General features: G+C 48.7%; 21 protein-coding genes. 16 read left to right on the top strand and 5 right to left on the bottom strand.

Translation table 11 applies throughout. The annotated features are described in order from the left end of the window. Nucleotides 1-40: 40 nt before the first annotated feature. Nucleotides 41-1,252 (top strand): PQQ-dependent sugar dehydrogenase, encoded by a 1,212-nt coding sequence (locus GGR41_RS11830; protein WP_167662059.1) that lies wholly within the window; start codon nt 41-43, stop codon nt 1,250-1,252. Nucleotides 1,253-1,277: 25 nt separating this feature from the next. Here the strand turns inward: GGR41_RS11830 and htpX are convergent, their stop codons facing one another. Further along, nucleotides 1,278-2,150, bottom strand: a complete 873-nt coding sequence (gene htpX / locus GGR41_RS11825) for a protease HtpX (RefSeq protein WP_167662057.1) — start codon at nt 2,148-2,150, stop codon at nt 1,278-1,280. 143 nt (nt 2,151-2,293) lie between these two features. On the opposite strand from htpX, the gene GGR41_RS11820 reads away from it, so the two are divergent. The 12 genes from GGR41_RS11820 (at nt 2,294) to GGR41_RS13280 (ending at nt 13,145) form a co-directional block, all read left to right on the top strand. Next, nucleotides 2,294-3,169 (top strand): DMT family transporter, encoded by an 876-nt coding sequence (locus GGR41_RS11820; protein WP_167662055.1) that lies wholly within the window; start codon nt 2,294-2,296, stop codon nt 3,167-3,169. A gap of 14 nt (nt 3,170-3,183) precedes the next feature. Continuing rightward, nucleotides 3,184-4,032, top strand: coding sequence for a sulfurtransferase (locus tag GGR41_RS11815; protein WP_167662053.1), 849 nt, complete (start codon nt 3,184-3,186; stop codon nt 4,030-4,032). A 72-nt stretch (nt 4,033-4,104) separates the two neighbouring features. Beyond that, nucleotides 4,105-4,353 (top strand): exodeoxyribonuclease VII small subunit, encoded by a 249-nt coding sequence (locus tag GGR41_RS11810; protein ID WP_167662051.1) that lies wholly within the window; start codon nt 4,105-4,107, stop codon nt 4,351-4,353. Between the two features lie 3 nt (nt 4,354-4,356). Continuing rightward, nucleotides 4,357-5,268, top strand: a complete 912-nt coding sequence (locus tag GGR41_RS11805) for a polyprenyl synthetase family protein (RefSeq protein WP_167662049.1) — start codon at nt 4,357-4,359, stop codon at nt 5,266-5,268. Nucleotides 5,269-5,364: 96 nt separating this feature from the next. Next, nucleotides 5,365-7,239, top strand: coding sequence for a 1-deoxy-D-xylulose-5-phosphate synthase (gene dxs, locus GGR41_RS11800; protein WP_167662047.1), 1,875 nt, complete (start codon nt 5,365-5,367; stop codon nt 7,237-7,239). A 106-nt stretch (nt 7,240-7,345) separates the two neighbouring features. Continuing rightward, a complete protein-coding gene (folE2, locus tag GGR41_RS11795) occupies nt 7,346-8,158 on the top strand; it encodes a GTP cyclohydrolase FolE2 (RefSeq protein ID WP_167662045.1) in 813 nt (270 codons plus the stop codon). A gap of 172 nt (nt 8,159-8,330) precedes the next feature. Then, a complete protein-coding gene (rpsF, locus tag GGR41_RS11790; protein WP_077734831.1) occupies nt 8,331-8,747 on the top strand; it encodes a 30S ribosomal protein S6 in 417 nt (138 codons plus the stop codon). A 10-nt stretch (nt 8,748-8,757) separates the two neighbouring features. Next, complete coding sequence (gene priB, locus GGR41_RS11785; RefSeq protein WP_167662043.1) at nt 8,758-9,072, top strand: primosomal replication protein N; 315 nt, start codon at nt 8,758-8,760, stop codon at nt 9,070-9,072. A gap of 61 nt (nt 9,073-9,133) precedes the next feature. Beyond that, nucleotides 9,134-9,409: a 30S ribosomal protein S18 gene (rpsR, locus tag GGR41_RS11780; protein ID WP_077734833.1), complete on the top strand. Its 276-nt coding sequence runs from the start codon at nt 9,134-9,136 to the stop codon at nt 9,407-9,409. Between the two features lie 14 nt (nt 9,410-9,423). Next, the gene (rplI, locus tag GGR41_RS11775; RefSeq protein ID WP_077734834.1) at nt 9,424-9,879 is read left to right on the top strand and encodes a 50S ribosomal protein L9; all 456 of its coding nucleotides are present in this window, start codon (nt 9,424-9,426) and stop codon (nt 9,877-9,879) included. Nucleotides 9,880-9,968: 89 nt separating this feature from the next. After that, on the top strand, nt 9,969-11,345 hold the full coding sequence (locus tag GGR41_RS11770) for a replicative DNA helicase (RefSeq protein WP_077734835.1): 1,377 nt from the start codon (nt 9,969-9,971) through the stop codon (nt 11,343-11,345). A 210-nt stretch (nt 11,346-11,555) separates the two neighbouring features. Continuing rightward, nucleotides 11,556-13,145, top strand: coding sequence for a methyl-accepting chemotaxis protein (locus GGR41_RS13280; RefSeq protein WP_167662040.1), 1,590 nt, complete (start codon nt 11,556-11,558; stop codon nt 13,143-13,145). A gap of 46 nt (nt 13,146-13,191) precedes the next feature. On the opposite strand, the gene pdxA is transcribed toward GGR41_RS13280, so the two are convergent. From pdxA to GGR41_RS11745, 4 genes are read right to left on the bottom strand one after another with little or no spacing between them, the layout of a single operon-like run. After that, complete coding sequence (gene pdxA / locus GGR41_RS11760) at nt 13,192-14,178, bottom strand: 4-hydroxythreonine-4-phosphate dehydrogenase PdxA (RefSeq protein ID WP_167662038.1); 987 nt, start codon at nt 14,176-14,178, stop codon at nt 13,192-13,194. Then, the gene (locus GGR41_RS11755; RefSeq protein ID WP_167662036.1) at nt 14,178-15,845 is read right to left on the bottom strand and encodes a PhoH family protein; all 1,668 of its coding nucleotides are present in this window, start codon (nt 15,843-15,845) and stop codon (nt 14,178-14,180) included. Before GGR41_RS11755 ends, pdxA begins: the two co-directional genes overlap by 1 nt. Nucleotides 15,846-15,892: 47 nt before the next feature. Next, nucleotides 15,893-16,357, bottom strand: coding sequence for a peroxiredoxin (locus GGR41_RS11750; protein ID WP_077734838.1), 465 nt, complete (start codon nt 16,355-16,357; stop codon nt 15,893-15,895). A gap of 17 nt (nt 16,358-16,374) precedes the next feature. Next, nucleotides 16,375-16,809 carry an Mth938-like domain-containing protein gene (locus GGR41_RS11745; protein WP_167662034.1) on the bottom strand — a complete coding sequence of 145 codons (435 nt, stop codon included), beginning with the start codon at nt 16,807-16,809 and terminating at the stop codon, nt 16,375-16,377. A 138-nt stretch (nt 16,810-16,947) separates the two neighbouring features. On the opposite strand from GGR41_RS11745, the gene alaC reads away from it, so the two are divergent. Genes alaC through thrC form a run of 3 tightly spaced genes read left to right on the top strand, consistent with a single transcriptional unit; the run spans nt 16,948 to nt 20,836 of the window. Then, a complete protein-coding gene (alaC, locus tag GGR41_RS11740) occupies nt 16,948-18,135 on the top strand; it encodes an alanine transaminase (protein ID WP_077734839.1) in 1,188 nt (395 codons plus the stop codon). After that, on the top strand, nt 18,132-19,433 hold the full coding sequence (locus tag GGR41_RS11735) for a homoserine dehydrogenase (protein ID WP_077734840.1): 1,302 nt from the start codon (nt 18,132-18,134) through the stop codon (nt 19,431-19,433). Before alaC ends, GGR41_RS11735 begins: the two co-directional genes overlap by 4 nt. Further along, nucleotides 19,433-20,836 (top strand): threonine synthase, encoded by a 1,404-nt coding sequence (thrC, locus tag GGR41_RS11730; RefSeq protein ID WP_167662032.1) that lies wholly within the window; start codon nt 19,433-19,435, stop codon nt 20,834-20,836. Before GGR41_RS11735 ends, thrC begins: the two co-directional genes overlap by 1 nt. Nucleotides 20,837-20,868 lie beyond the last annotated feature (32 nt).

Here is a 20,868-nt window from a genome sequence, read left to right as displayed (position 1 = left end):
GGCATACACGTTCTGCGAACTACCCCAAGGAGACAACACCATGTATACGTGGATGTGGTTAATCAGTGGTGGGATTGCTCTATCCAGTGCTGGGCTTTGGGCACAAGACTTTAACGCACGCGCCCCCCATGGGTCCGAGCAACAGCCTGCTTTTGCGCAACAAACACGCGCCCCTCAAATCCAAGACCAGACGAAATTGGTGGCAGAGGTCATAGCGCAAGACTTAGAGCACCCTTGGGGTATGAGCCAATTACCTGATGGCAGATGGTTAGTCACAGAGCGCCCCGGTCGTTTGCGTTTAATTACTGCCGCGGGTCAGGTCTCAGAGCCTATTCAGGGACTGCCTGTGGTAGATGCGCGTGGTCAAGGTGGCTTGCTTGATGTGGTGGTAAAGCCCGATTTCACCCAAACGCGGCAGTTATGGTGGAGCTACGCCGAACCACGTAGTTCTGGTAATAATGCCACAGCGGTCGCCACGGGCTATCTATCGGCCGACGAGCGTACAGTAGAAAAAGTTCGTGTGATCTTTCAGCAGCAGCCTGCATGGGATTCCACCTTGCATTTTGGCTCACGGTTAGTCTTTGACTCAGAAGGTCGACTGTTTGTGACGACAGGCGAACGATCTGTGCGCGCTGCACGAGGGTTGGCCCAAGACCTCACTACCCATCTAGGCAAAGTGTTGTATTTAGATCCGCAAAGTGGTGCGGGGATGAACCCACCTATAGCGGCCAACGCCTTAGCTGAAATTTGGTCGTATGGGCATCGCAATATTCAAGCCGCGGCTTTAGATCAAACAGGGCAGCTCTGGACCGTAGAGCATGGCCCTCGGGGCGGCGATGAGCTCAATCAACCGCAGCGTGGTCTTAATTATGGCTGGCCTATTATTAGTTACGGAACCGAGTATACCGGGTTCGATGTAGGTAAAGGGTTAACGGCTCACGAAGGAATGGAGCAGCCAGTGTATTATTGGGATCCTGTCATTGCGCCCTCGGGAATGAGCTTTTACGATCACGATTTATTTACTGGTTGGCGGCATAGCTTGCTCATTGGGGCCTTAGGTGGTCAGGCTTTGGTTCGATTGGTGATTGACAACAATCGTGTGGTTGGCGAAGCGCGTTATTTACAAGGGTGGTCGCGTATACGGGATGTGGAGGTTGCCCAAGATGGTTCAGTGATGGTGCTGACAGATGCGAAAAATGGCGCCCTCGTCCGCTTACGGCCTGACTATGCTTTAGGCACTAAAAAGCCCTAGCTAGGTAGGGCTTTAAGTTAACAGTTTACTGTTGCAAAGCGCGAATCCGATCTTCGATAGGCGGGTGCGAGGCAAACAACGCGCCTAAAGAGCGTCCGCCGGCAATGCCCGAGGCCTCGAACGATTTGGGTAGATCTGAAACTTCGACGTTGCCAAGTCGAGCCAAGGCGTTAATCATGGGACGCGGCGACCCCATCAGCTGTGCTGCACCTGCATCGGCTCGGAATTCGCGCTGCCTAGAGAACCACGCCACAATAATCGAAGCCAACACACCGAACACAATTTCACAGACTATAACTGCCACATAATAACCCGGGCCAATACCATCGCGGTCGTTTTTAAGTAAGACGCGATCGACAAAGTAGCCGACTACACGAGCAAAAAACACCACAAAAGTATTAACTACACCCTGAATTAATGTCAGAGTAACCATATCGCCATTGGCAACGTGAGCGACCTCGTGACCTAAAACGGCAGCGACTTCCTCTTGGGTCATGCTTTGGAGTAGACCCGTGGATACAGCCACTAAGGCATCGTTTTTAAAGGCGCCGGTGGCGAAAGCGTTAGGCTCTCCTTCGTAAATAGCGACTTCGGGGTGACCAATACCTGCATTATCTGCTAGCTGGTGCACGGTGCTGACTAACCAGGCCTCTTGTTGGCTACGTGGGTTGTTTGGGTCAATAACATAGGCGCCTGTACTGCGTTTAGCCATCCATTTGCTCATTAATAAAGACATAATAGAGCCCGTAAAGCCGATGACTAGCGAAAACACCAGCAACTGCGGCACATTAATACCAGAGCCAGCAAGAAAACGATTAGCGCCTAAGAGGTTAAGAATAATGCTGAGAACCAGCATGACCGCTAAGTTAGTGGCTAAAAATAAAAAAATTCGCTTCATGCGTATACATCCTATTGCTAGATGAAAGTGTCAAGCAAAAAAGTCAGAGTGTCCGACTGTTGGTTGTTAGAATGATCCAATTGTATCGTTTAAATGGGCGCAGAGTATAGTAATGATTTGCGCCAGACCTAGGGTGATTTTACATGCAGTCGTTATGGATGTTGGTGGCCTGTGCCATGTTTGCGCTCATGGGAGCTTTTGTAAAGTTTGCTGCCGACTATGAGGCTAATATGCCGCAAATTATACTTTTTCGTGGCTTGCCATCTGTATTATTAATCTTCTTTTGGGCGCGCTATCATAAAAAGAGCCTACGCCCTCTTAGTTGGAAAGCGCATTTATTACGTAATGGGTTTGGTGTCAGCTCAATGTGGTTAGGTTTTACCGCGCTTTCCATGTTGCCGTTATCTACTGCCATCAGCTTGAACTATACGGCCCCTTTGTTTATTGGGGTTTGGATGCTCTTTTTTGGCGGTACGCAACGCGATCCCATTCGTATTATTGCTGTTTTACTCGGGTTTTTCGGGGTGTTGGCGGTACTGCGTCCCAGTATCAATGCGCACGATTTGCCGTATGCGCTACTTGGGTTGTTGGCTGGTTCGTGCGCCGCCGTGGCCATGATGCAAATTCGCCAATTAGGGCGCTTGGGCGAGCCCGAATGGCGTACCGTCTTTATATTCTCTTGCTTTGTGTGTTGTACAGGATTACTGGCCTTAGGGTATTTAGGTTGGCCTCACATCCATTGGCAAGCTTATGCGGCTTTAGCTGGGGTGGGCATCAGTGGACTATTCGGTCAGCTAGCTATGACACGAGCATTTGGCCTAGGCTCAACACTGCTAACCGCCGTTTTGCAATATTCCACTATTATCTTTGCGGCAGGTTTAGGCATTGCCATTTGGTCCGATGTACCTGACACCATCGCGTGGGGCGGTATGCTATTAATTATTGCTTCGGGCTTAATTTCAGCCTGGCGCACCTACACAGAAGACCGCATTATGCAGGGGCAAGTCTCAAGTCGTTAAAACAAGGAATTACTATGTCTGAGCTACTTATTAGCGCGATGCAATTGCAACAACTGTTGCATGAACCCGATGTGGTTGTGTTTGATGTGCGTCACGATTTAATGAATCATCGTCTGGGGCGGCAGCAGTACATGCAAGCCCATATTCCAGGCGCTTATTTTTTAGATAATGAAGCCGAGCTCGTGGGCGAGGCCGATGGGACTAATGGCAGACATCCTCTGCCGAACCTAAATGAATTCGCGCATTTATTGTTGCAGTATGGTATTGGCCCTCAGACCCGTATTGTGGTGTATGACGCCAGTCAGGGGCACATGGCAGCACGTACATGGTGGATGCTGCGATGGGCGGGTTGTGAAAATGTGATGATTTTAGATGGGGGCTGGCAGGCCTGGCTAGAGGCGGGCGGGTTAACGGATTCGCATCTCACATTACCGGCCGTATTGGATAAACATCACGATATAAAACCAGAGTCTAAACTTCCTACCGTCACTGCGGATCAAATCTTACAGCAGCTAGATCAGCCACGCTGGACTTTGATTGATGCGCGAGCTGCCGAGCGCTATCGCGGTGAAAAAGAACCCATTGATCCAGTAGCAGGGCATATACCGGGCGCCTTAAATAGGCCTAGCACCCTAAACTTGCAGGCCGATGGTCGTTTCAAGCCCGCTCAGCAATTACGAGAGGAGTTTTCCGAGCTACTGGGCTCAACGCCTATCGAGTCTGTTGTGTGTTATTGCGGCTCTGGCATTACTGCATGTCATAACTTGTTTGCTTTGGCTTTAGCTGGCTTAGACGGAGCAAAACTCTATCCTGGTTCTTGGAGCGAGTGGGTGTCTGATCTCAACCGCCCACGCGTACCGTGAACCTCTCTTTAGGTTTGCAGTCTAATTACAGTTAAAATAGGTCGGTTCTCTATAAACTAATGGAATAAAACCATGTCTGAACATGATGTAAGCAGCTCGTTGCCTGATGACTTCGAGGGGGCGTTGGCAGCCTTAGAGCACTTAGTCGCTCAAATGGAAAGGGGTGATTTGCCCTTAGAGCAATCCTTGGTCGCCTATGAAAAAGGCGTTAAGCTTGCTCAAATTTGTCAGCAACGTTTAGATAAAGTAGAGCAGCAAGTCCAAGTACTGCAAGGGCAGTTGATGCGTCCTTTAACAGAGATTCCTACCGATCAGGATTAATGTATGTCCCAGAAACAACAAAGTCAGCAGTGGTTAGAACAGCAATTAGAACGAGTGGAAACGTTTCTAGAACAGCAGATGCCTACTGCTGCGTCAGTGCCAGCTACCTTACATGATGCCATGCGCTATGCTGTGCTTGGCGGGGGTAAACGAGTGCGGGCGGCGTTGGTGTATGCCGCAGGCGAGGCCGCTTTACAAGGGGCTGAAATCAGTTCCGCCCAAGCCAAAGCCTTAGATCATGCTGCTGCTGCGGTCGAGTTAATTCATGCGTACTCCTTAGTGCACGATGATTTGCCTTGCATGGATGATGATGAGCTACGTCGTGGGCGTCCCACGGTGCATGTGGCTTATGACGAGGCCACGGCCATGTTAGTTGGCGATGCCTTGCAGCCGCTCGCCTTTGAGTTTCTGGCGGCCATGCCCATCGCACCTGCATTAGTTGTTCAAGCCATCAGCGCCTTGGCTAAGGCGGCCGGCAGTCAAGGTATGGTCGGTGGCCAAGCCATTGATTGTGCCAGCGTAGATAAAACTCTACGCTTAGAGGAACTACGTCAAATGCATCGCATGAAAACCGGAGCAATGCTCGAGGTGTCCGTATTGCTGGGTGGAATAGTGGCAGGGGCTAGCTCTACTGCACGTGAACACTTAACTGATTATGCACAGACTATTGGTTTAGCTTTTCAAATAGCCGATGACGTGCTTGATGTCACAGCCGATACCGCCACTTTAGGTAAAACGGCAGGAAAAGATGTGGCTGATAACAAGCCAACGTATGTGACCATCATGGGCTTACAGGCTTCGCAGCAGCTTTTGCTTGACTTAAAGCAGCAAGCTCAGAAAGCCATTCTTCCTCTAGGGTCGGGCGCACAGAGTCTTAATGCGCTAGCTAACTTTATTGTTGATCGAAATCACTAACACATTCCGCAATGGTCGCAATTAGGTCTACAATAGACCCTATTTGATTTACTTTATAGGCGCTATAGCGCCTATTTTTTGCCCAACACGACTTGTATGGCTAATATATCTTTGCAGCATATTCAATCTCCTCAGGATCTTCGCGCCCTTAAGCGTGCAGACCTAGATCAGATCACTAACCAGTTGCGTGAATATATACTGCAATCGGTAGCACGTACTGGTGGACATCTTTCCTCAAATTTAGGCACGGTCGAGCTTACCGTTGCCTTGCACTATGTATTTAATACTCCGCATGATCGTATTGTGTGGGATGTTGGGCATCAGTCCTATCCCCATAAGATTTTGACGGGCAGACGCGATCAAATGGCGGGGTTACGTCAGCATGGTGGGATTTCCGGTTTTCCAAAGCGTTCTGAGTCGGACTACGACGATTTCGGTACCGCCCACTCATCCACCTCTATTTCTGCCATATTGGGTATGGCAGTTGCTTCGCGCAACCAAGGCATCTCTCGCCAGCATATTGCTGTGATTGGCGATGGGGCGATGACTGCTGGTATGGCATTCGAGGCCCTAAATAATGCAGGGGTAACACCAGACATCAATATGTTGGTGATATTAAATGACAACGATATGTCTATATCGCCGCCAGTAGGTGCATTAAACCGTTATTTTGCACGGTTAATGTCAGGGCAGTTTTATGCTAAAGCCAAAAACGTAGGCAAGGCCGTATTGCAACACGTACCGCCTGTGCTCGAGTTAGCACGTCGTTTCGAGGGGCATGCCAAGGGCGTTCTGACGCCAGCTACGCTATTTGAAGAGTTAGGTTTTAATTACGTTGGCCCTATTGATGGGCATGACCTTGATTCTTTGTTGCCCACATTAGAAAACTTACGTCATTTAGGCGGGTTGCAGTTTCTTCATGTCGTCACCCGTAAAGGGCAGGGGTATAAATTAGCTGAAGCCGACCCTGTGCTTTATCACGGTCCTGGCAAGTTTGATCCTGCTGTAGGTATCCAGAAACCCACCCAGCCTGGCCCTACTACGTTTACCCACGTTTTTGGTCAATGGCTCTGCGATCAAGCGGCGGCAGATGAAAAGCTCATCGGTATTACGCCCGCGATGCGTGAGGGCAGCGGCATGGTGGCTTTCGAGAAAAAATTCCCCAAGCGGTATTTTGATGTGGGAATTGCCGAGCAGCACGCCGTGACCTTTGCTGCTGGAATCGCATGCGAAGGTCTTAAGCCCGTGGTAGCTATTTACTCCACGTTTTTACAACGAGGCTACGATCAAGTCGTGCACGATGTGGCGCTCCAAGATTTAGACGTGACCTTTGCTTTAGACCGTGCAGGGCTAGTTGGGGCTGACGGGGCTACCCATGCGGGCAACTATGACATTGCGTTTTTACGTTGTTTACCCAAAATGGTGATCAGCACCCCTTCAGATGAACATGAAACCCGTTTATTGCTTAATACCTGTTATCAATACCCAGGGCCTGCCTCGGTCCGTTATCCCCGGGGGGCGGGTTGTGGGGCTGAGCCTACCGATACCTTAGATGGCGTGCCATTAGGTAAAGCGGTGGTGCGTCGTCAGGGAAAAAAAATTGCCATTTTGGCATTTGGCACCTTGTTGCAAAATGCTTGGCAAGTCGCCGAGGCGCATGATTTAACACTGGTTGATATGCGCTTTGTAAAGCCTCTAGACGAGGCGCTTTTAACGCAGTTGGCGCGTACTCACCAAGCCTTCGTTACGATCGAAGACGGCTGCATGATGGGTGGCGCTGGCAGTGCCGTACTGGAATACCTCAGTGCGACAGAACAACCTGTGCCGACGTTGCTATTAGGGTATCCCGATCGGTTTATTGACCATGGCGATCAAAAGCAGCTGCACCAAGAAATTGGTTTAGATAGCCTGGGCATTCAACAACGTATAGAAAAACGATTTGCCGAGCTTTTGGCTGTGCCTGCGGTCTAAAGCCCACATCGAACTCAGGATATCCTAGGGTTTAAGCTTCAATTATTGAATAATAAACCTATTGATTTTTATTTATATATACGTAATAGCGTAAATCGGAACCATTATGTCTACGATGACTTCCCTAGTCGAAACCATGCCTGATGTTCAAAGCAGTGTGGATACTCGTCATATTCCTATTCAAAAAGTAGGGGTGCGTGATGTGACCTATCCAATGCTTATTGATACAGGTACAGAAGCGTTACCTACTGTTGCCGAGTGGGAGCTAACCGTTGCTTTGCCTGCCGAGGAAAAAGGCACACATATGTCGCGTTTCTTGGCCTTGCTCGAACAACATCGTGCACAGCCCATGTCTATGCAGGGTTTTTGTCACATGACGGCAGAAATGTTAGAGCTACTTAATGCCACAGAGGGCGATGTGACAGCTACCTTCCCCTACTTCATTAACAAGGTGGCTCCTGTTTCCGAGGTGTCTAGTTTGTTAGATTATCAGGTCAGTTGGGCAGCCAATGCCGTGGCTACCGTCGATAACGAAGTGGATGTGCAGTTCGAGCTTACTGTACTGGTACCAGTTACCAGTTTATGCCCGTGCTCTAAAGCCATTTCAAAATATGGGGCCCACAATCAGCGTTCACATGTCACCGTATCAGTGGTGGCGCACCCAGACCAACTAAACATCAATCAGTTGATCCAGGCTATCGAGGCGCAAGCCTCATGCGAGCTGTGGGGTCTGCTTAAGCGTACTGATGAAAAGTATGTCACAGAGCAAGCCTACGAGAACCCTAAATTTGTCGAGGATTTAGTGCGTGATGTGGCAGTGGCTATAGAGCAGCTCGAGGGTATTCAGGGCTACCGCATTGAAGCAGAAAACTTTGAATCTATCCATAATCACTCTGCTTACGCTGTTGTAGAGGGCTAAGCTAACAACGCATAACTTTATTATGCGAAAAACTGTGGGTTTTAGGTGCAATGCTTGCGCTTAAAACCCATTTTACGTTATAGTTATAGGCTTATTTCTTGCTCGAATTTTACTTTATTAGGTGGAGTCGGGCTGTCAGGCTCATTAGAGCGATATCCACAAGGAGTCATACATGCGTCACTACGAAGTAGTGTTTATTGTGCACCCCGATCAAAGCGAGCAAGTGCCCGCCATGATCGAGCGCTACGAAGCCATTATCAAAAACGAAGGCGGTCAAATTCATCGCCTAGAAGACTGGGGTCGTCGTCAGTTGGCTTACCCTATTCAGAAACTCGTTAAAGCGCACTACGTTTGCTTAAACATCGAAATTGGTCAGTCCACTTTAGACGAGCTAGAGCATTCTTTCCGTTACAACGATGCGATTTTACGCTACTTAATCGCTAAGACCAAAGAGGCTCCTGAAGGCGCATCAGTAATGATGAAGTCCGTCGAGCGCGAAGAAAGCCGTAAAACTGCAGCCACTGCAGACACACGTGCTGACTACGCAGCAGACGAGGAAGATGGCGAGGACGAAGAGTCCGAAGACTAATTGCAGTTAGGTGAATCATTTACGTTTTCAAGGGTGGGTGGTATCAGTTAACCCCCTACGTTATAGTCCGGCAGGGGTCGCAGTATGTGAAATCGTATTGCAGCATGACTCCACGGTGCAGCAAGCCTCTCTACCACGTCAGCTTAGCTTCGAGGTAGATGCCATTGCGATGGGCGATACCGCGGTGTTGCTTAGCTCCCTAGAAGTAGGGCAGTTCATAGACATCCATGGCTTTATTGCTCCCTTACGTAAATCTTCGTCGCGTTTGATTTTGCATATTCAATCATTTCAAACTCCAAATGCGGCGCCTAATGTGCTCGTATAACTAGCAAACGGTTCCACGTAGTATTGCGTATTCCGTTGTACTGAATTTAAAGAGGTTAATTATGGCTTTCGCTCGTAAAGGCAAAGAACGCCGTCGTCGTTTTGGTCAACAAAACCCCCTATTCAAACGCCGTAAATTCTGCCGCTTCACCGTGGCCGGTGTGAAAGAAATCGACTACAAAGATTTAGACACTTTGCGTGATTTCATCCAAGAAAACGGCAAGATCATTCCTGCTCGTTTGACAGGTACCAAGGCTAACTACCAGCGCCAACTCGACTCCGCTATCAAGCGTGCTCGTTTCTTGGCTTTGTTGCCTTACACTGACAACCACAAATAATCCGGGGAATAATCATGCAAGTTATTTTGCTCGAAAAGGTCGTAAACCTAGGTGATTTGGGCGATGTGGTGCGTGTACGCAACGGTTACGCACGTAACTTCCTCATCCCGCAAAAAATGGCTCGTCGTGCTACACCTGATGCTATTGCTGAGTTCGAAGCACGTCGTGCTGAGCTAGAAAAACTTCAAGCTGATCGTTTGGCTGCTGCACAAGCATTGGCTTCTAAGCTCAATGATCTACGTGTTGAAGTCACCCAAAAAGCCGGTGTTGACGGTCGCCTATTTGGTTCCGTTACCACCATGGACGTAGCGGCTGCATTGGCTGCCTTAGGTTTCGAGGGCATTGCTAAATCACAGGTTCGTCAAGCAGATGGTGCTTACAAAGCAGTGGGCGAATACCCCGCAACTATCGTATTGCATCCAGACGTATCAGTAGATATTACTGTAGCAGTACTGGGTGATATCGCTTAAGACGTCTCGTCTTGATGCATGGTACAGTTTGATCTGTACCAAATAAAAAGCCGGTGCAAGCCGGCTTTTTTGTTTTATTTTGAGGGCTTATGTTAGAACAAAGTTCAACCGCAGAAGAGCATGAGCTGGGCTATTTACGTGTACCGCCTCATTCTGTTGAGGCCGAGCAATCCGTGCTGGGTGGCTTGTTGTTAGACAATAGTGCTTGGGATAGCATTGCCGATATTATTACAGACGATGATTTTTACCGTTTTGATCACCGTCTTATTTGGCAGCATATTACCCGTTTAATTGGTTTGGCACGACCAGCGGACGTAGTGACCGTTTTTGAATCGTTGGAAACGGCGGGCAAACACGAGGATTCTGGCGGTTTGGCCTATTTAAATGCCTTGGCGCACAACACGCCTTCGGCCGCCAATATTCGACGCTATGCTGAGATCGTGCGCGAACGATCAATGTTACGCAAACTGGTTTCAGTGGCTGATGAAATTTCCTCGGCAGCCTTTGATCCTAAAGGCAAAGAAGCTCGCCAAATTTTGGACGATGCCGAGGCGCGTGTCTTTCAAATTGCCCAAGAAGGCGCCAAAGGGAATAAAGGCTTTCAAGATATCCAACCTCTTTTAGCGCAAGTCGTAGAGCGTATCGACGAGCTCTATCACCGAGAAGGCGACTCGGAAATTACTGGCGTGCCTACCGGTTTTGTGGATTTAGATCGCATGACCTCTGGTTTACAGCCGGGTGATTTAATCATTGTTGCGGGCCGACCCTCTATGGGTAAAACGTCTTTGTCGATGAATATCGGCGAGCATATTGCTATCGAGCAGGGCTTACCCGTTGCTGTGTTTTCTATGGAGATGGGTGCGGTACAGTTGGCCATGCGTATGGTGGGTTCGGTGGGGCTGTTGGATCAACACCGTATGCGTACTGGAAAACTAACCGATGAAGATTGGCCGCGCTTGACGCATGCAGTAAAAAAAGTTCAAGAGGCGCAAATTTATATTGATGAAAGTCCAGGTTTAACCGCCATGGAGGTCCGAGCGCGGGCCCGACGCTTGGCGCGTCAATGTGGGCAGCTAGGTCTAATTATTATTGACTATTTGCAGTTAATGTCTGGCAGTTCTGGCTCGGAAAACCGAGCCACAGAAATTTCAGAGATCAGTCGAGCGTTGAAAGGGTTGGCGCGAGAGTTAAATTGCCCTTTAATTGCTTTGTCACAGCTCAACCGCAGTCTAGAACAACGTCCAAATAAACGGCCTGTTATGTCAGATTTGCGCGAATCCGGTGCCATTGAACAAGATGCGGATTTGATTTTGTTCATTTATCGAGACGAGGTCTATAACCCGGACTCGCCCGACAAAGGCACAGCCGAGCTCATTATTGGTAAGCAGCGTAATGGTCCTATTGGCACAGTTCGAGTGGCATTCCAAGGGTCAAGTACGCGATTCCTAAATTACAGTCCGGTTTAATACCTATTGATATTGTATTTTTACCCCTCTTTCTTTTCATTTAGAAAGAGGGGTTTTTTTATATTATTTGCAATGGATCTTCTTAAGCTCGGTTTTAGAATTATTCATTTATTTTTAAGTCTTTGATGTGATTTATTAAACACAGATCAGCGGCCGAGTTAATGTAAATAGTAATCAATGATAGTAAATACAGTAATTTAAGGAAATGCAGTGTCTTTTTTAACAAGGTTTAGCGTTAAAACTAAACTACTTATCGGTTTTTTATTGATTTCAGTGATTGGTGCACTGATTGGTCTGGTGGGCTGGTTGTCATTGAACAACGTAAATCATATGTCAGAACGCATGTATAGCTACGAGACATTAGGAATACGTGATACAGCCGAGGCGCATGTGCAGTTGGTCGCCGTAGGTCGAGAGCTGCGCGGTTTGTTTTTAGCCTCTTCGCTAAAAGAACGGCAGCAACGAGAACAAACCATTCAGCAATTATTTCAACAATTAGAAAACACATTAGCCCTAGGCTTAACCCGTTTCGCTAGTGCTGAAGGCCAAAGCATGGTGAAGCAGCTTCAAGACGAAGTTGCTGCCTATAAAAAGCATGTGGGGTATGTACTAGCGCAAATAAAAAACGAGCCTTTTTATGAGGAATCAGATTTAACGGCGTACATTGGGGCGCAAGTGGTGACGACGGGAGATCGTGCTGAGCAAATGATGGAGCGTCTAGTCACGCGTAAAGAATCTGCTGCGCATGCCTACAACGCAGAAATTGCCTCTGTATTTGGCCGATCTTTAGGTTGGCTAATAGGTTTTACAGCAATTGGGGTCGCATTAGGTTTAGCCTTAGGGTTGCTTTTGGCCCATCATTTGATGTGCCAGTTAGGTGCGGAACCAGTGCGTTTGCGTCAGGTAGCTAATGCCATTGCTGCAGGTGATTTAACCGATGAGGTGGAATCAACCCAGGTCTATCCACAAAGCGTTATGTATTCAATAGCACAAATGCAAGTTGCATTGCGTGGTATTGTCAGCAATGTCCGCTCAAGCACGCAGCAGATGGCGGTGGGGCTGGAGCAAATCGCTAAAGGGAATCTGGATTTGTGTCAACGTACTGATGAACAAGCGGCCAATGTCACAGAAACGGCTTCGGCGGTGAACCAGATTGCGAGCACTTTGCATTCCAATGCAGCCTCGTCTAAAGAGGCAACGCAACTTACAGGTGTGGTGCGTGCTTCAGCGATTAGTGGTCAAGATGCTGTCCAGGCCACCATTGCCTCAATGCAAGAGATTAAAAACGCTTCAGAGAAAATCACCAATATATTAGGCGTGATCGATAGTATTGCTTTTCAAACTAATATCTTAGCGTTAAATGCGGCGGTTGAGGCCGCTCGGGCAGGCACAGAAGGGCGAGGTTTCGCAGTAGTCGCCAGTGAAGTCCGCACCTTAGCGCAGCGCAGTGCCACAGCGGCTCAGGAAATTAAAGCTCTCATTGAACAGAGCGCTGCCACAGTTGAAGTAGGTTGGGGCAACGCCAATGAGGCCGGCGCAGCCATTGAAAAAATGGTGACGCAAGTTAAACAAGTGACTACATTGATTGATGAAATTAGCACTGCAACTCTAGAGCAAAGCATGGGCGTCGAGCAAGTAAATCAAGCAGTTAGCCAGTTAGATAGCGTTACTCAACATAATGCTTCGTTGGTCGAACAGTCCACTGCAGCCACGACGAATTTAAATGAACAGGCTGAGCATTTAGTGCGACTGGTTAGTGTGTTTAAGCTAAGTGGGGCGACTCAGGCCTCATTGAATTAGAGTTTAGCCAATGAAAAAAACCCGATGCATGCATCGGGTTTTCTTTTTAAGGCAGGGGGGAGGTGGTCATCGTTAATGCAGCCTTAAAGGCCGCTAATAAAGAGCCTGGGTCAGCTATACCTTGCCCCGCAATATCAAAGGCCGTGCCATGATCTACACTAGTGCGGATAAAAGGGAGACCAATGGTGGTGTTGACGCCTTCCTCTACACCTAGGTATTTGACAGGAATTAAGCCTTGATCGTGGTATTGTGCCACCACAATATCGAATTCACCTCGGCGAGCCCGCATGAAAATGGTATCACCAGGCCATGGGCCAGAAGCCAAAATGCCCTCGGCTTGAGCCGCAGCAATCGCGGGCTCGATAATATGCTTTTCTTCGACGCCAAAGCGACCGTTTTCGCCGGCATGGGGGTTAAGTCCGGCCACAGCAACCCGTGGTGCGGTAATACCTGCATGCAGACACGCCTGATGAGCCAAGCGAATCGTTGTTAGCTCTCGCTCTATGCTTAGCGTAGCACTGACTTGAGTAATAGGAATATGAATGGTGACCAACAACACGCGAAGCTCAGGGTTGCTCAGCATCATGGCAAAATTCGTTGTGCCTGTTTTTTCAGCAAGAATCTCCGTATGGCCTGGCGCGTCAATGCCGCCGGCTTTCATGGCGTCTTTATGCAAAGGGGCAGTGACAATAGCGCGTAGGCGGTGTTGCGTAGCATCATCAATAGCGTGGCAAAGGTATTCGTAAGCGCCCCGACCAGCAAGCCCGTTGATTTGCCCATAGGGCAGCTCGGGCAAGGCTTGCCATCGGTTTAGTACGCCAATGCCCGTAGCAGGACACTGGTCAGGTGAGGTGATGCTGAAAATGGGAATGTCTAGCTGAAGGTCGGTGGCGCAACGCTGAAGCGCCCCCCTATCGCCATACACGACAGCCGGGTGCGGCAGGCCTTGATCAAACAGCTTTAAAATGATTTCAGGACCAATACCGGCGGCATCGCCCATAGTGATGCCGATGGGTAAGTCAGTGACTTTCATTATAAAGCCTCGTTAGCATAATCAGCCAAACGGGAACGCTCGCCACGATGCAAGGTAATATGGCCTGAATGAGGCCAGCCTTTAAAGCGATCTACCACATACGTAAGCCCCGAGCTGCCTTCTGTTAAATAGGGCGTGTCAATTTGAGCAATGTTCCCCATACATACAATTTTTGTGCCGGGACCAGCGCGTGTCACCAAGGTTTTCATTTGCTTAGAGGTCAGGTTTTGGGCCTCGTCAATAATAAGAAACTTGTTTTGGAACGTGCGGCCTCGCATGAAGCTCATGGATTTAACTTTGATGTGAGACCGAATAATGTCCATGGTGGCGTTACGGTTAGCGTCTTGTTTTAATGCGGATAGACGATTGTTGCCTAAGTGCAAAACCTCGAGGTTGTCTTCAAGTGCGCCCATCCATGGCGCCATTTTTTCCTCTTCGGTGCCAGGTAGAAAGCCGATTTCATCGCCAACGGGGACCGTAGCGCGCGTGATAATGATTTCGTTATAAAGTTGGGTTTCCAGTGTTTGAGTTAACGCGCTTGCTAAAGCTAACAAGGTTTTTCCTGTTCCGGCTTGACCCAATAAAGAAACAAAATCGCAATCGGGGTTCATAAGCAGATTCAGAGCAAAGTTTTGCTCTTGATTGCGCGCTGTAATGCCCCACACATTATTTTTGTTATGGCTGTAGTCGCGAATGGTGGCTAAGACGGCTTTATTGGTATTGACCTGTTTGACTTGGGCAATGAGACCAGGCTCTTGGTTCGTATAGACAAACTCGTTGACGTACAGTTCAGAGCAAAGGGAGCCTTGAATTTTGTAATAAGTAACGCCGTTTTGCTGCCATGATTCCATGTTGTGGCCGTGAGTCTGCCAGAAATCGTCAGGAAGTTCACGCGCCCCTGAAAACAATAGATCGGAATCATCAATGACATGGTCGTGGCGATAGTCTTCGGTAGGGATACCTAGGGTGCGTGCTTTAAGACGCATGTTGATGTCTTTTGACACCAACGCAATTTGCTTGTCGGGATGCTGGTTTTGTAACGCATGCACTACATGCAAAATGGCGTTATCCGCTACCCCTTTAGGGATCTCGATCGGTAGCTTTGATTCCAGTGCGGAAATTTGGAAAAAGAGCTGCCCTCGGGCCTCGATATGGCCGAGGTGATTTAATGCAATGCCTTGATGGATATCTTGGTCGTCCACAAGCGCTTCGAGGTGGCGGCTAACTTGGCGTGCATTGCGCGCCACCTCAGAAAGCCCCTTTTTCTGATGGTCGAGTTCCTCTAAGACAATCATTGGAATGAACACATCATGCTCTTCGAACTTGAATAAGCAGTTGGCGTCGTGCAAGAGCACGTTGGTGTCCAACACAAAAAGCTTTTTGATAGAGGGGCTAACTGGTTCTGTGACGGACTTGGCTTGGTTTTTCTTTTTTTTGTTGCTGAGTCGTGGGGTGGCAGGGGTTGTTGGGGGTGCGCTCTCGACGATGGGAGCAGGCCCAGTCTCTAAAGGCGTTGCAGGGGGAGGGGTGGGGCTGGCTGTCACCGTTTTTGCTTTAGTTTGGGTCGGTTTCAGCACCTGTTTGGGCGGAGTCGCTTTAGGTGCATGTTTAATTTCATCTGCGCTTAAAATTTCCCCTAGTTTAGAGGGTAGCGAAGGTAGTGGCATAAAGTACTCCAGACTTGCGCTGCTTAAGGGCAGCAACGCGAAAAAAATTATAGGGCGCGCGCGGCCTCTAGAACCTGATCCACATGGCCAGGTACACGTAAACCACGCCACTCTTGAACAAGCTCACCATTGGCATTGACTAAAAAGGTACTACGCTCAATGCCTCGTACTTGTTTACCGTACATATTTTTCATTTTCATGACACCGAATAACTCGCAAAGGGTTTCCTCGGGGTCACTAATGAGAGCGAAAGGGAGTTCTTGTTTAGCAGCGAAACGTTCATGAGAGCTCATGGTATCGCGAGAAACGCCAATGATTTTAACTCCTGCGTCATTGAATTCTTGGGCGAGGTCTCTAAAGTTTTGCGCTTGGGTGGTGCAGCCTGGTGTGTTGTCGCGAGGGTAAAAGTACAACACATAGGCCTGACCAATTAATTCGGCGGAATGAATAAGGCCTTCGGTGCTTTCGGCGCTAAATGAGGGAACGGTTTGGCCTACTGCAATGGGGGTCATAGTCTTCCTTTAGATAGTTAAATAATTAAGGCGGCGACAACGCGTCGGCCTTCAGACATAAGGATATTATACGTGCGTGCAGCGGCTTGGCTGTCCATGACCTCTACGCCAATACGAGCCATCAATAACAGGTTCGTTAATTGAGGAGGTAAAAAGTGTTGGTGCGCACCCGTGCCGATCAGTACTACTTCTATTTGCTCTGGGTTATCAAAGGAGGGTGGCGAATTATCTAAAAAAGCCATCGCATCGGCTTTAATAGGCACTAATCCAGTGATCTTTTGTAAGAGCTCTGTAGTAAAATCAGTGGGGCTTTGAATGCCTAGATCATGGATTTGCCCCTCGGGGGTGAAATAAACAGACTGCGTATGGCGTGTTTTATTGATTTCAATATAATCATCACCATAGGCCGTTACGGTGTTAAGTGCTGGGTTAACTTCTTTTTGAATATGCACGATCCATCTCCACAAAACATACCTTGATCATAACGCAAAGCCTAGTCTTTTTAGAATGTGGATTTTCCACTTTGCCTATGTTCGATTAAACTAATTGATTCGGACTTTTTGTTCATTTTTGCACATCTAAGGAATCCCATGAGTAGCTTTCCTCGCATAGATCGTTTGCCACCCTATGTATTTAATATTACCGGCGAACTTAAAATGGCGGCGCGACGTCGCGGCGAAGACATTATTGATATGTCGATGGGTAATCCTGATGGTGCCACTCCACAACACATTGTAGACAAATTGGTCGAGGCCTCAAGCCGTCCAGATACCCACGGTTATTCCGTCTCGCGTGGTATTCCTCGTCTACGGAAAGCGATTGTTAATTGGTATGATCGCCGCTATCAGGTCAAACTTGATCCAGAGACCGAAGCAATTGTGACCATTGGCTCCAAAGAAGGTCTCGCCCATTTAATGTTGGCCACCTTAGATCGTGGGGATACGGTATTGGTGCCCAACCCGAGCTACCCCATTCATATTTATGGGGCGGTCATTGCTGGGGCAAATATTCGTTCTGTACCGATGGTGCCCGGTGTTGATTTTTTCGAAGAAATTGAACGAGCCGTTAAAGAGACGATTCCTAAGCCCAAAATGATGATTTTAGGCTTTCCTAGCAATCCAACCGCACAATGTGTAGAGCTCGAGTTTTTCGAGCGTATTGTGGCGTTGGCTCGTGAGCACGACATTTTAGTTGTGCATGATTTAGCCTATGCAGACATCACCTTCGACGGTTACGTTGCCCCCTCCATTTTACAAGTAGAGGGTGCCCGCGACGTGGCCGTTGAATTTTTTACTATGAGTAAAAGCTATAACATGGCGGGGTGGCGCATTGGTTTTATGGTGGGAAATGAAAAGCTGGTTCATGCGCTAGCACGCATAAAAAGCTACCATGACTATGGCACTTTTACGCCTATTCAGGTGGCGGCTATTGCAGCGCTTGAAGGCCCACAAGATTGTGTGGCCGAAATCACCGCCAGTTATAAAAACCGCCGAGACGTATTGGCCAAAGGCTTACAGGAAATCGGCTGGAATGTCGATATTCCTAAAGCTTCTATGTATATTTGGGCCAAAATTCCAGAGCACTACAGTAAAGACGGCTCCTTAGAGTTTTCTAAACGGTTGTTGTCTGAAGCCAAGGTGGCTGTGTCCCCTGGTGTGGGCTTTGGTGAGTACGGTGATGATTACGTGCGCTTTGCGCTAATTGAAAACGAGCAGCGTATCCGTCAAGCGATACGCGGCATTAAAGATATGTTCCGAAAGGATGGGTTGCTTAAATGAAACCAATCAAGGTTGGCCTACTTGGTTTAGGCGTGGTCGGGGGCGGTACGTGGAAAGTCCTCAACCAAAACGCAGACGAAATTGCTCGTCGTGCAGGTCGTCGTATTGAGGTTGCTGCCGTAGCCGTACGTGATGTTGCAAAAGCAAAAGAGCTAGTTGGTGATCACATTCACATTACTACCGATGGTATGGATGTAGTGTTGAATCCCGACATTGATGTAGTGGTCGAGCTAGTGGGCGGCGACACGCTGGCCAAAGACTGGGTCATGAAAGCGATTGAGCAAGGCAAGCATGTGGTCACTGCCAATAAGGCCTTGTTGGCAACGCATGGCAACGAGGTATTTGCTGCCGCGCAAAAGCAAAATGTAATGGTGGCATTTGAGGCCGCGGTGGCAGGGGGAATTCCCATTATTAAAGCCATGCGCGAAGGCCTAACAGCAAACCGTATTCAGTGGGTGGCAGGCATTATTAATGGCACCACCAACTTCATCTTGTCTGAAATGCGTAGTCAGGGCTTGTCATTTGCTGACGCATTAGCCGATGCGCAGCGTTTAGGCTATGCCGAAGCAGATCCCACCTTCGATATCGAGGGTGTCGATGCCGCACACAAGCTTAGCTTGCTGTCTTCGCTTGCTTTTGGGGTGCCGGTACAGTTTGATAAAGCCCACATCGAAGGCATTACTACGTTGGCGGCCGAAGATATTGCTCATGCCGAGCGCTTGGGTTACACGGTTAAGCTATTAGGTATTACGCGTGCGCGCGAGCAGGGCATCGAGCTACGTGTTCACCCCACGTTGGTTCCTTCTGAAAGTATGTTAGCCAATGTCCAAGGGGCTATGAATGCCGTCATGGTGCACGGCGACGCCGTAGGCTCTACGGTGTACTATGGCGCTGGGGCGGGCGAGCTGCCTACTGCGTCAGCGGTAGTTGCCGATTTAGTCGATGTCGCCCGTTTGGTCGATGCGGACCACGATCACCGTGTGCCGTATTTGGCTTTTCAACAAAACGCCATGGCTGACACCCCAATTATGGCCATGGATGACGTGCAGTCAGCGTATTACTTACGCTTACGCGTCGAGGACCGTCCAGGGGTATTGGCAGACATTGCTCGCATTTTGGCTGACACTTCCATATCCATTGGCTCCATGTTTCAAGAGCCAGCCGTCAATGACGAGACGGATATTATCTTCTTGACGCACGAAGCTCGCGAAGGCGATATTCTTAATGCTATATTAAAAATACAAACGCTTGATTTTGTGCGCTCACCTGTTACACGTTTGCGTGTAGAGACTTTGTGATGAACTATATATCCACGCGTGGCGGCATGACGCCACAACCATTCAGTGATATTTTGCTCGAAGGCTTGGCCCCTGATGGGGGCTTAGCTATTCCCGAACACTATCCTCAAATCACCACGGCGACGCTAGAACAGTGGCGCCAGCTCTCTTATGCCGAGCTGGCTTTTGAGATTTTGTCATTATTCATTGATGACATTCCTGCGGAAGACCTGCGCACCTTGACGCAGGCAGCGTATGACCCAAGCCTGTATGTAGGCACCAACATGGTTCCTGTCAAACCCTTGCAAGGGGAAATGGCGCTGCTTGGCTTGTCTCAAGGGCCTACGCTTGCATTTAAAGACATGGCTATGCAGTTTCTGGGGCAAGTCTTTGAATACGTTTTAGAAAAGCGCGATGGTCGCATTAATATCTTAGGTGCGACGTCTGGCGATACCGGTTCAGCCGCTGAATACGCGTTGCGTGGTAAAAAGCGCGTCAATGTGTTTATGTTATCGCCTTATGGTCGCATGAGCGCTTTTCAACGCGCGCAAATGTATTCGCTCCAAGACGAAAACATTCATAACTTAGCGGTGAAAGGCGTCTTTGATGATTGCCAAGACATTGTTAAACAGTTAGGCGGAGACCTCGCCTTCAAGCAGTCTATGCATTTGGGCGCGGTAAACTCCATTAACTGGGCCCGTATTGCAGCTCAGGTCGTCTACTACTTTTGGGGTTGGTTGCGCGCTACAACCCATGCGTCGCAACAGGTGTCTTACACGGTTCCTTCTGGGAACTTTGGTAATATCCTAGCCGGCCACATTGCACGCCAAATGGGCTTGCCTATTGCGCGCCTAGTTTTAGCCACTAACGAGAACAACGTTCTGGAAGAGTTTTTCCGCACAGGTATTTATCGTCCTCGTACGGCACAAAATACCTTTGCGACCTCCAGCCCTTCTATGGACATTTCTCGTGCCTCTAACTTTGAACGCTTTGTGTTTGATTTAGTTGGACGTGATGCGGCCAAACTCAATGCGCTGTGGGGGCAGCTGGCTCAGCAAGGCTACTTCGATCTTAGCCATATGTTGCCTTTGTTTGAGCAACACTACGGGTTTGTGGCCGGCCAAAGCTCGCATAACGATAGGTTGCATACCATTGCTCAAACCTACCAAAGTACGGGTGTTCTTATCGACCCCCACACAGCCGATGGCGTAAAGGTGGCTGCTGATTATGTGCAGCCAGGTATACCCATGTTGGTACTGGAAACCGCGCTACCTGCGAAATTCTCTGAAACCATCGAGGAAGCCATTGGTCAGCCAGCTCCTGTGCCTCAGCACCTAACACATCTCAATGATTTACCACAACGTGTGGTGATAATGGATGCCGATGTGGAACAGGTGCGTACTTATATGGAACAGCACACCTAGGTGGTTTCACACTGCCTTAGACAAAAAACCCA

This window comes from Paenalcaligenes hominis, from assembly GCF_011927625.1.
Lineage (GTDB): Bacteria > Pseudomonadota > Gammaproteobacteria > Burkholderiales > Burkholderiaceae_B > Paenalcaligenes > Paenalcaligenes hominis.
This window is presented reverse-complemented; position numbering and strand designations above follow the sequence as displayed.

Coding starts and splice junctions, on each gene's coding strand:
- GGR41_RS11815 (WP_167662053.1), top strand. CDS start 3,184: ATGTCTGAGCTACTTATTAGCGCGATGCAATTGCAACAACTGTTGCAT.
- rpsR (WP_077734833.1), top strand. CDS start 9,134: ATGGCTTTCGCTCGTAAAGGCAAAGAACGCCGTCGTCGTTTTGGTCAA.
- htpX (WP_167662057.1), bottom strand. CDS start 2,150: ATGAAGCGAATTTTTTTATTTTTAGCCACTAACTTAGCGGTCATGCTG.
- GGR41_RS11755 (WP_167662036.1), bottom strand. CDS start 15,845: ATGCCACTACCTTCGCTACCCTCTAAACTAGGGGAAATTTTAAGCGCA.
- GGR41_RS11750 (WP_077734838.1), bottom strand. CDS start 16,357: ATGACCCCCATTGCAGTAGGCCAAACCGTTCCCTCATTTAGCGCCGAA.
- GGR41_RS11770 (WP_077734835.1), top strand. CDS start 9,969: ATGTTAGAACAAAGTTCAACCGCAGAAGAGCATGAGCTGGGCTATTTA.
- alaC (WP_077734839.1), top strand. CDS start 16,948: ATGAGTAGCTTTCCTCGCATAGATCGTTTGCCACCCTATGTATTTAAT.
- GGR41_RS11735 (WP_077734840.1), top strand. CDS start 18,132: ATGAAACCAATCAAGGTTGGCCTACTTGGTTTAGGCGTGGTCGGGGGC.
- pdxA (WP_167662038.1), bottom strand. CDS start 14,178: ATGAAAGTCACTGACTTACCCATCGGCATCACTATGGGCGATGCCGCC.
- GGR41_RS11830 (WP_167662059.1), top strand. CDS start 41: ATGTATACGTGGATGTGGTTAATCAGTGGTGGGATTGCTCTATCCAGT.
- thrC (WP_167662032.1), top strand. CDS start 19,433: ATGAACTATATATCCACGCGTGGCGGCATGACGCCACAACCATTCAGT.
- rpsF (WP_077734831.1), top strand. CDS start 8,331: ATGCGTCACTACGAAGTAGTGTTTATTGTGCACCCCGATCAAAGCGAG.
- GGR41_RS11810 (WP_167662051.1), top strand. CDS start 4,105: ATGTCTGAACATGATGTAAGCAGCTCGTTGCCTGATGACTTCGAGGGG.
- GGR41_RS11805 (WP_167662049.1), top strand. CDS start 4,357: ATGTCCCAGAAACAACAAAGTCAGCAGTGGTTAGAACAGCAATTAGAA.
- folE2 (WP_167662045.1), top strand. CDS start 7,346: ATGTCTACGATGACTTCCCTAGTCGAAACCATGCCTGATGTTCAAAGC.
- GGR41_RS11820 (WP_167662055.1), top strand. CDS start 2,294: ATGCAGTCGTTATGGATGTTGGTGGCCTGTGCCATGTTTGCGCTCATG.
- rplI (WP_077734834.1), top strand. CDS start 9,424: ATGCAAGTTATTTTGCTCGAAAAGGTCGTAAACCTAGGTGATTTGGGC.
- dxs (WP_167662047.1), top strand. CDS start 5,365: ATGGCTAATATATCTTTGCAGCATATTCAATCTCCTCAGGATCTTCGC.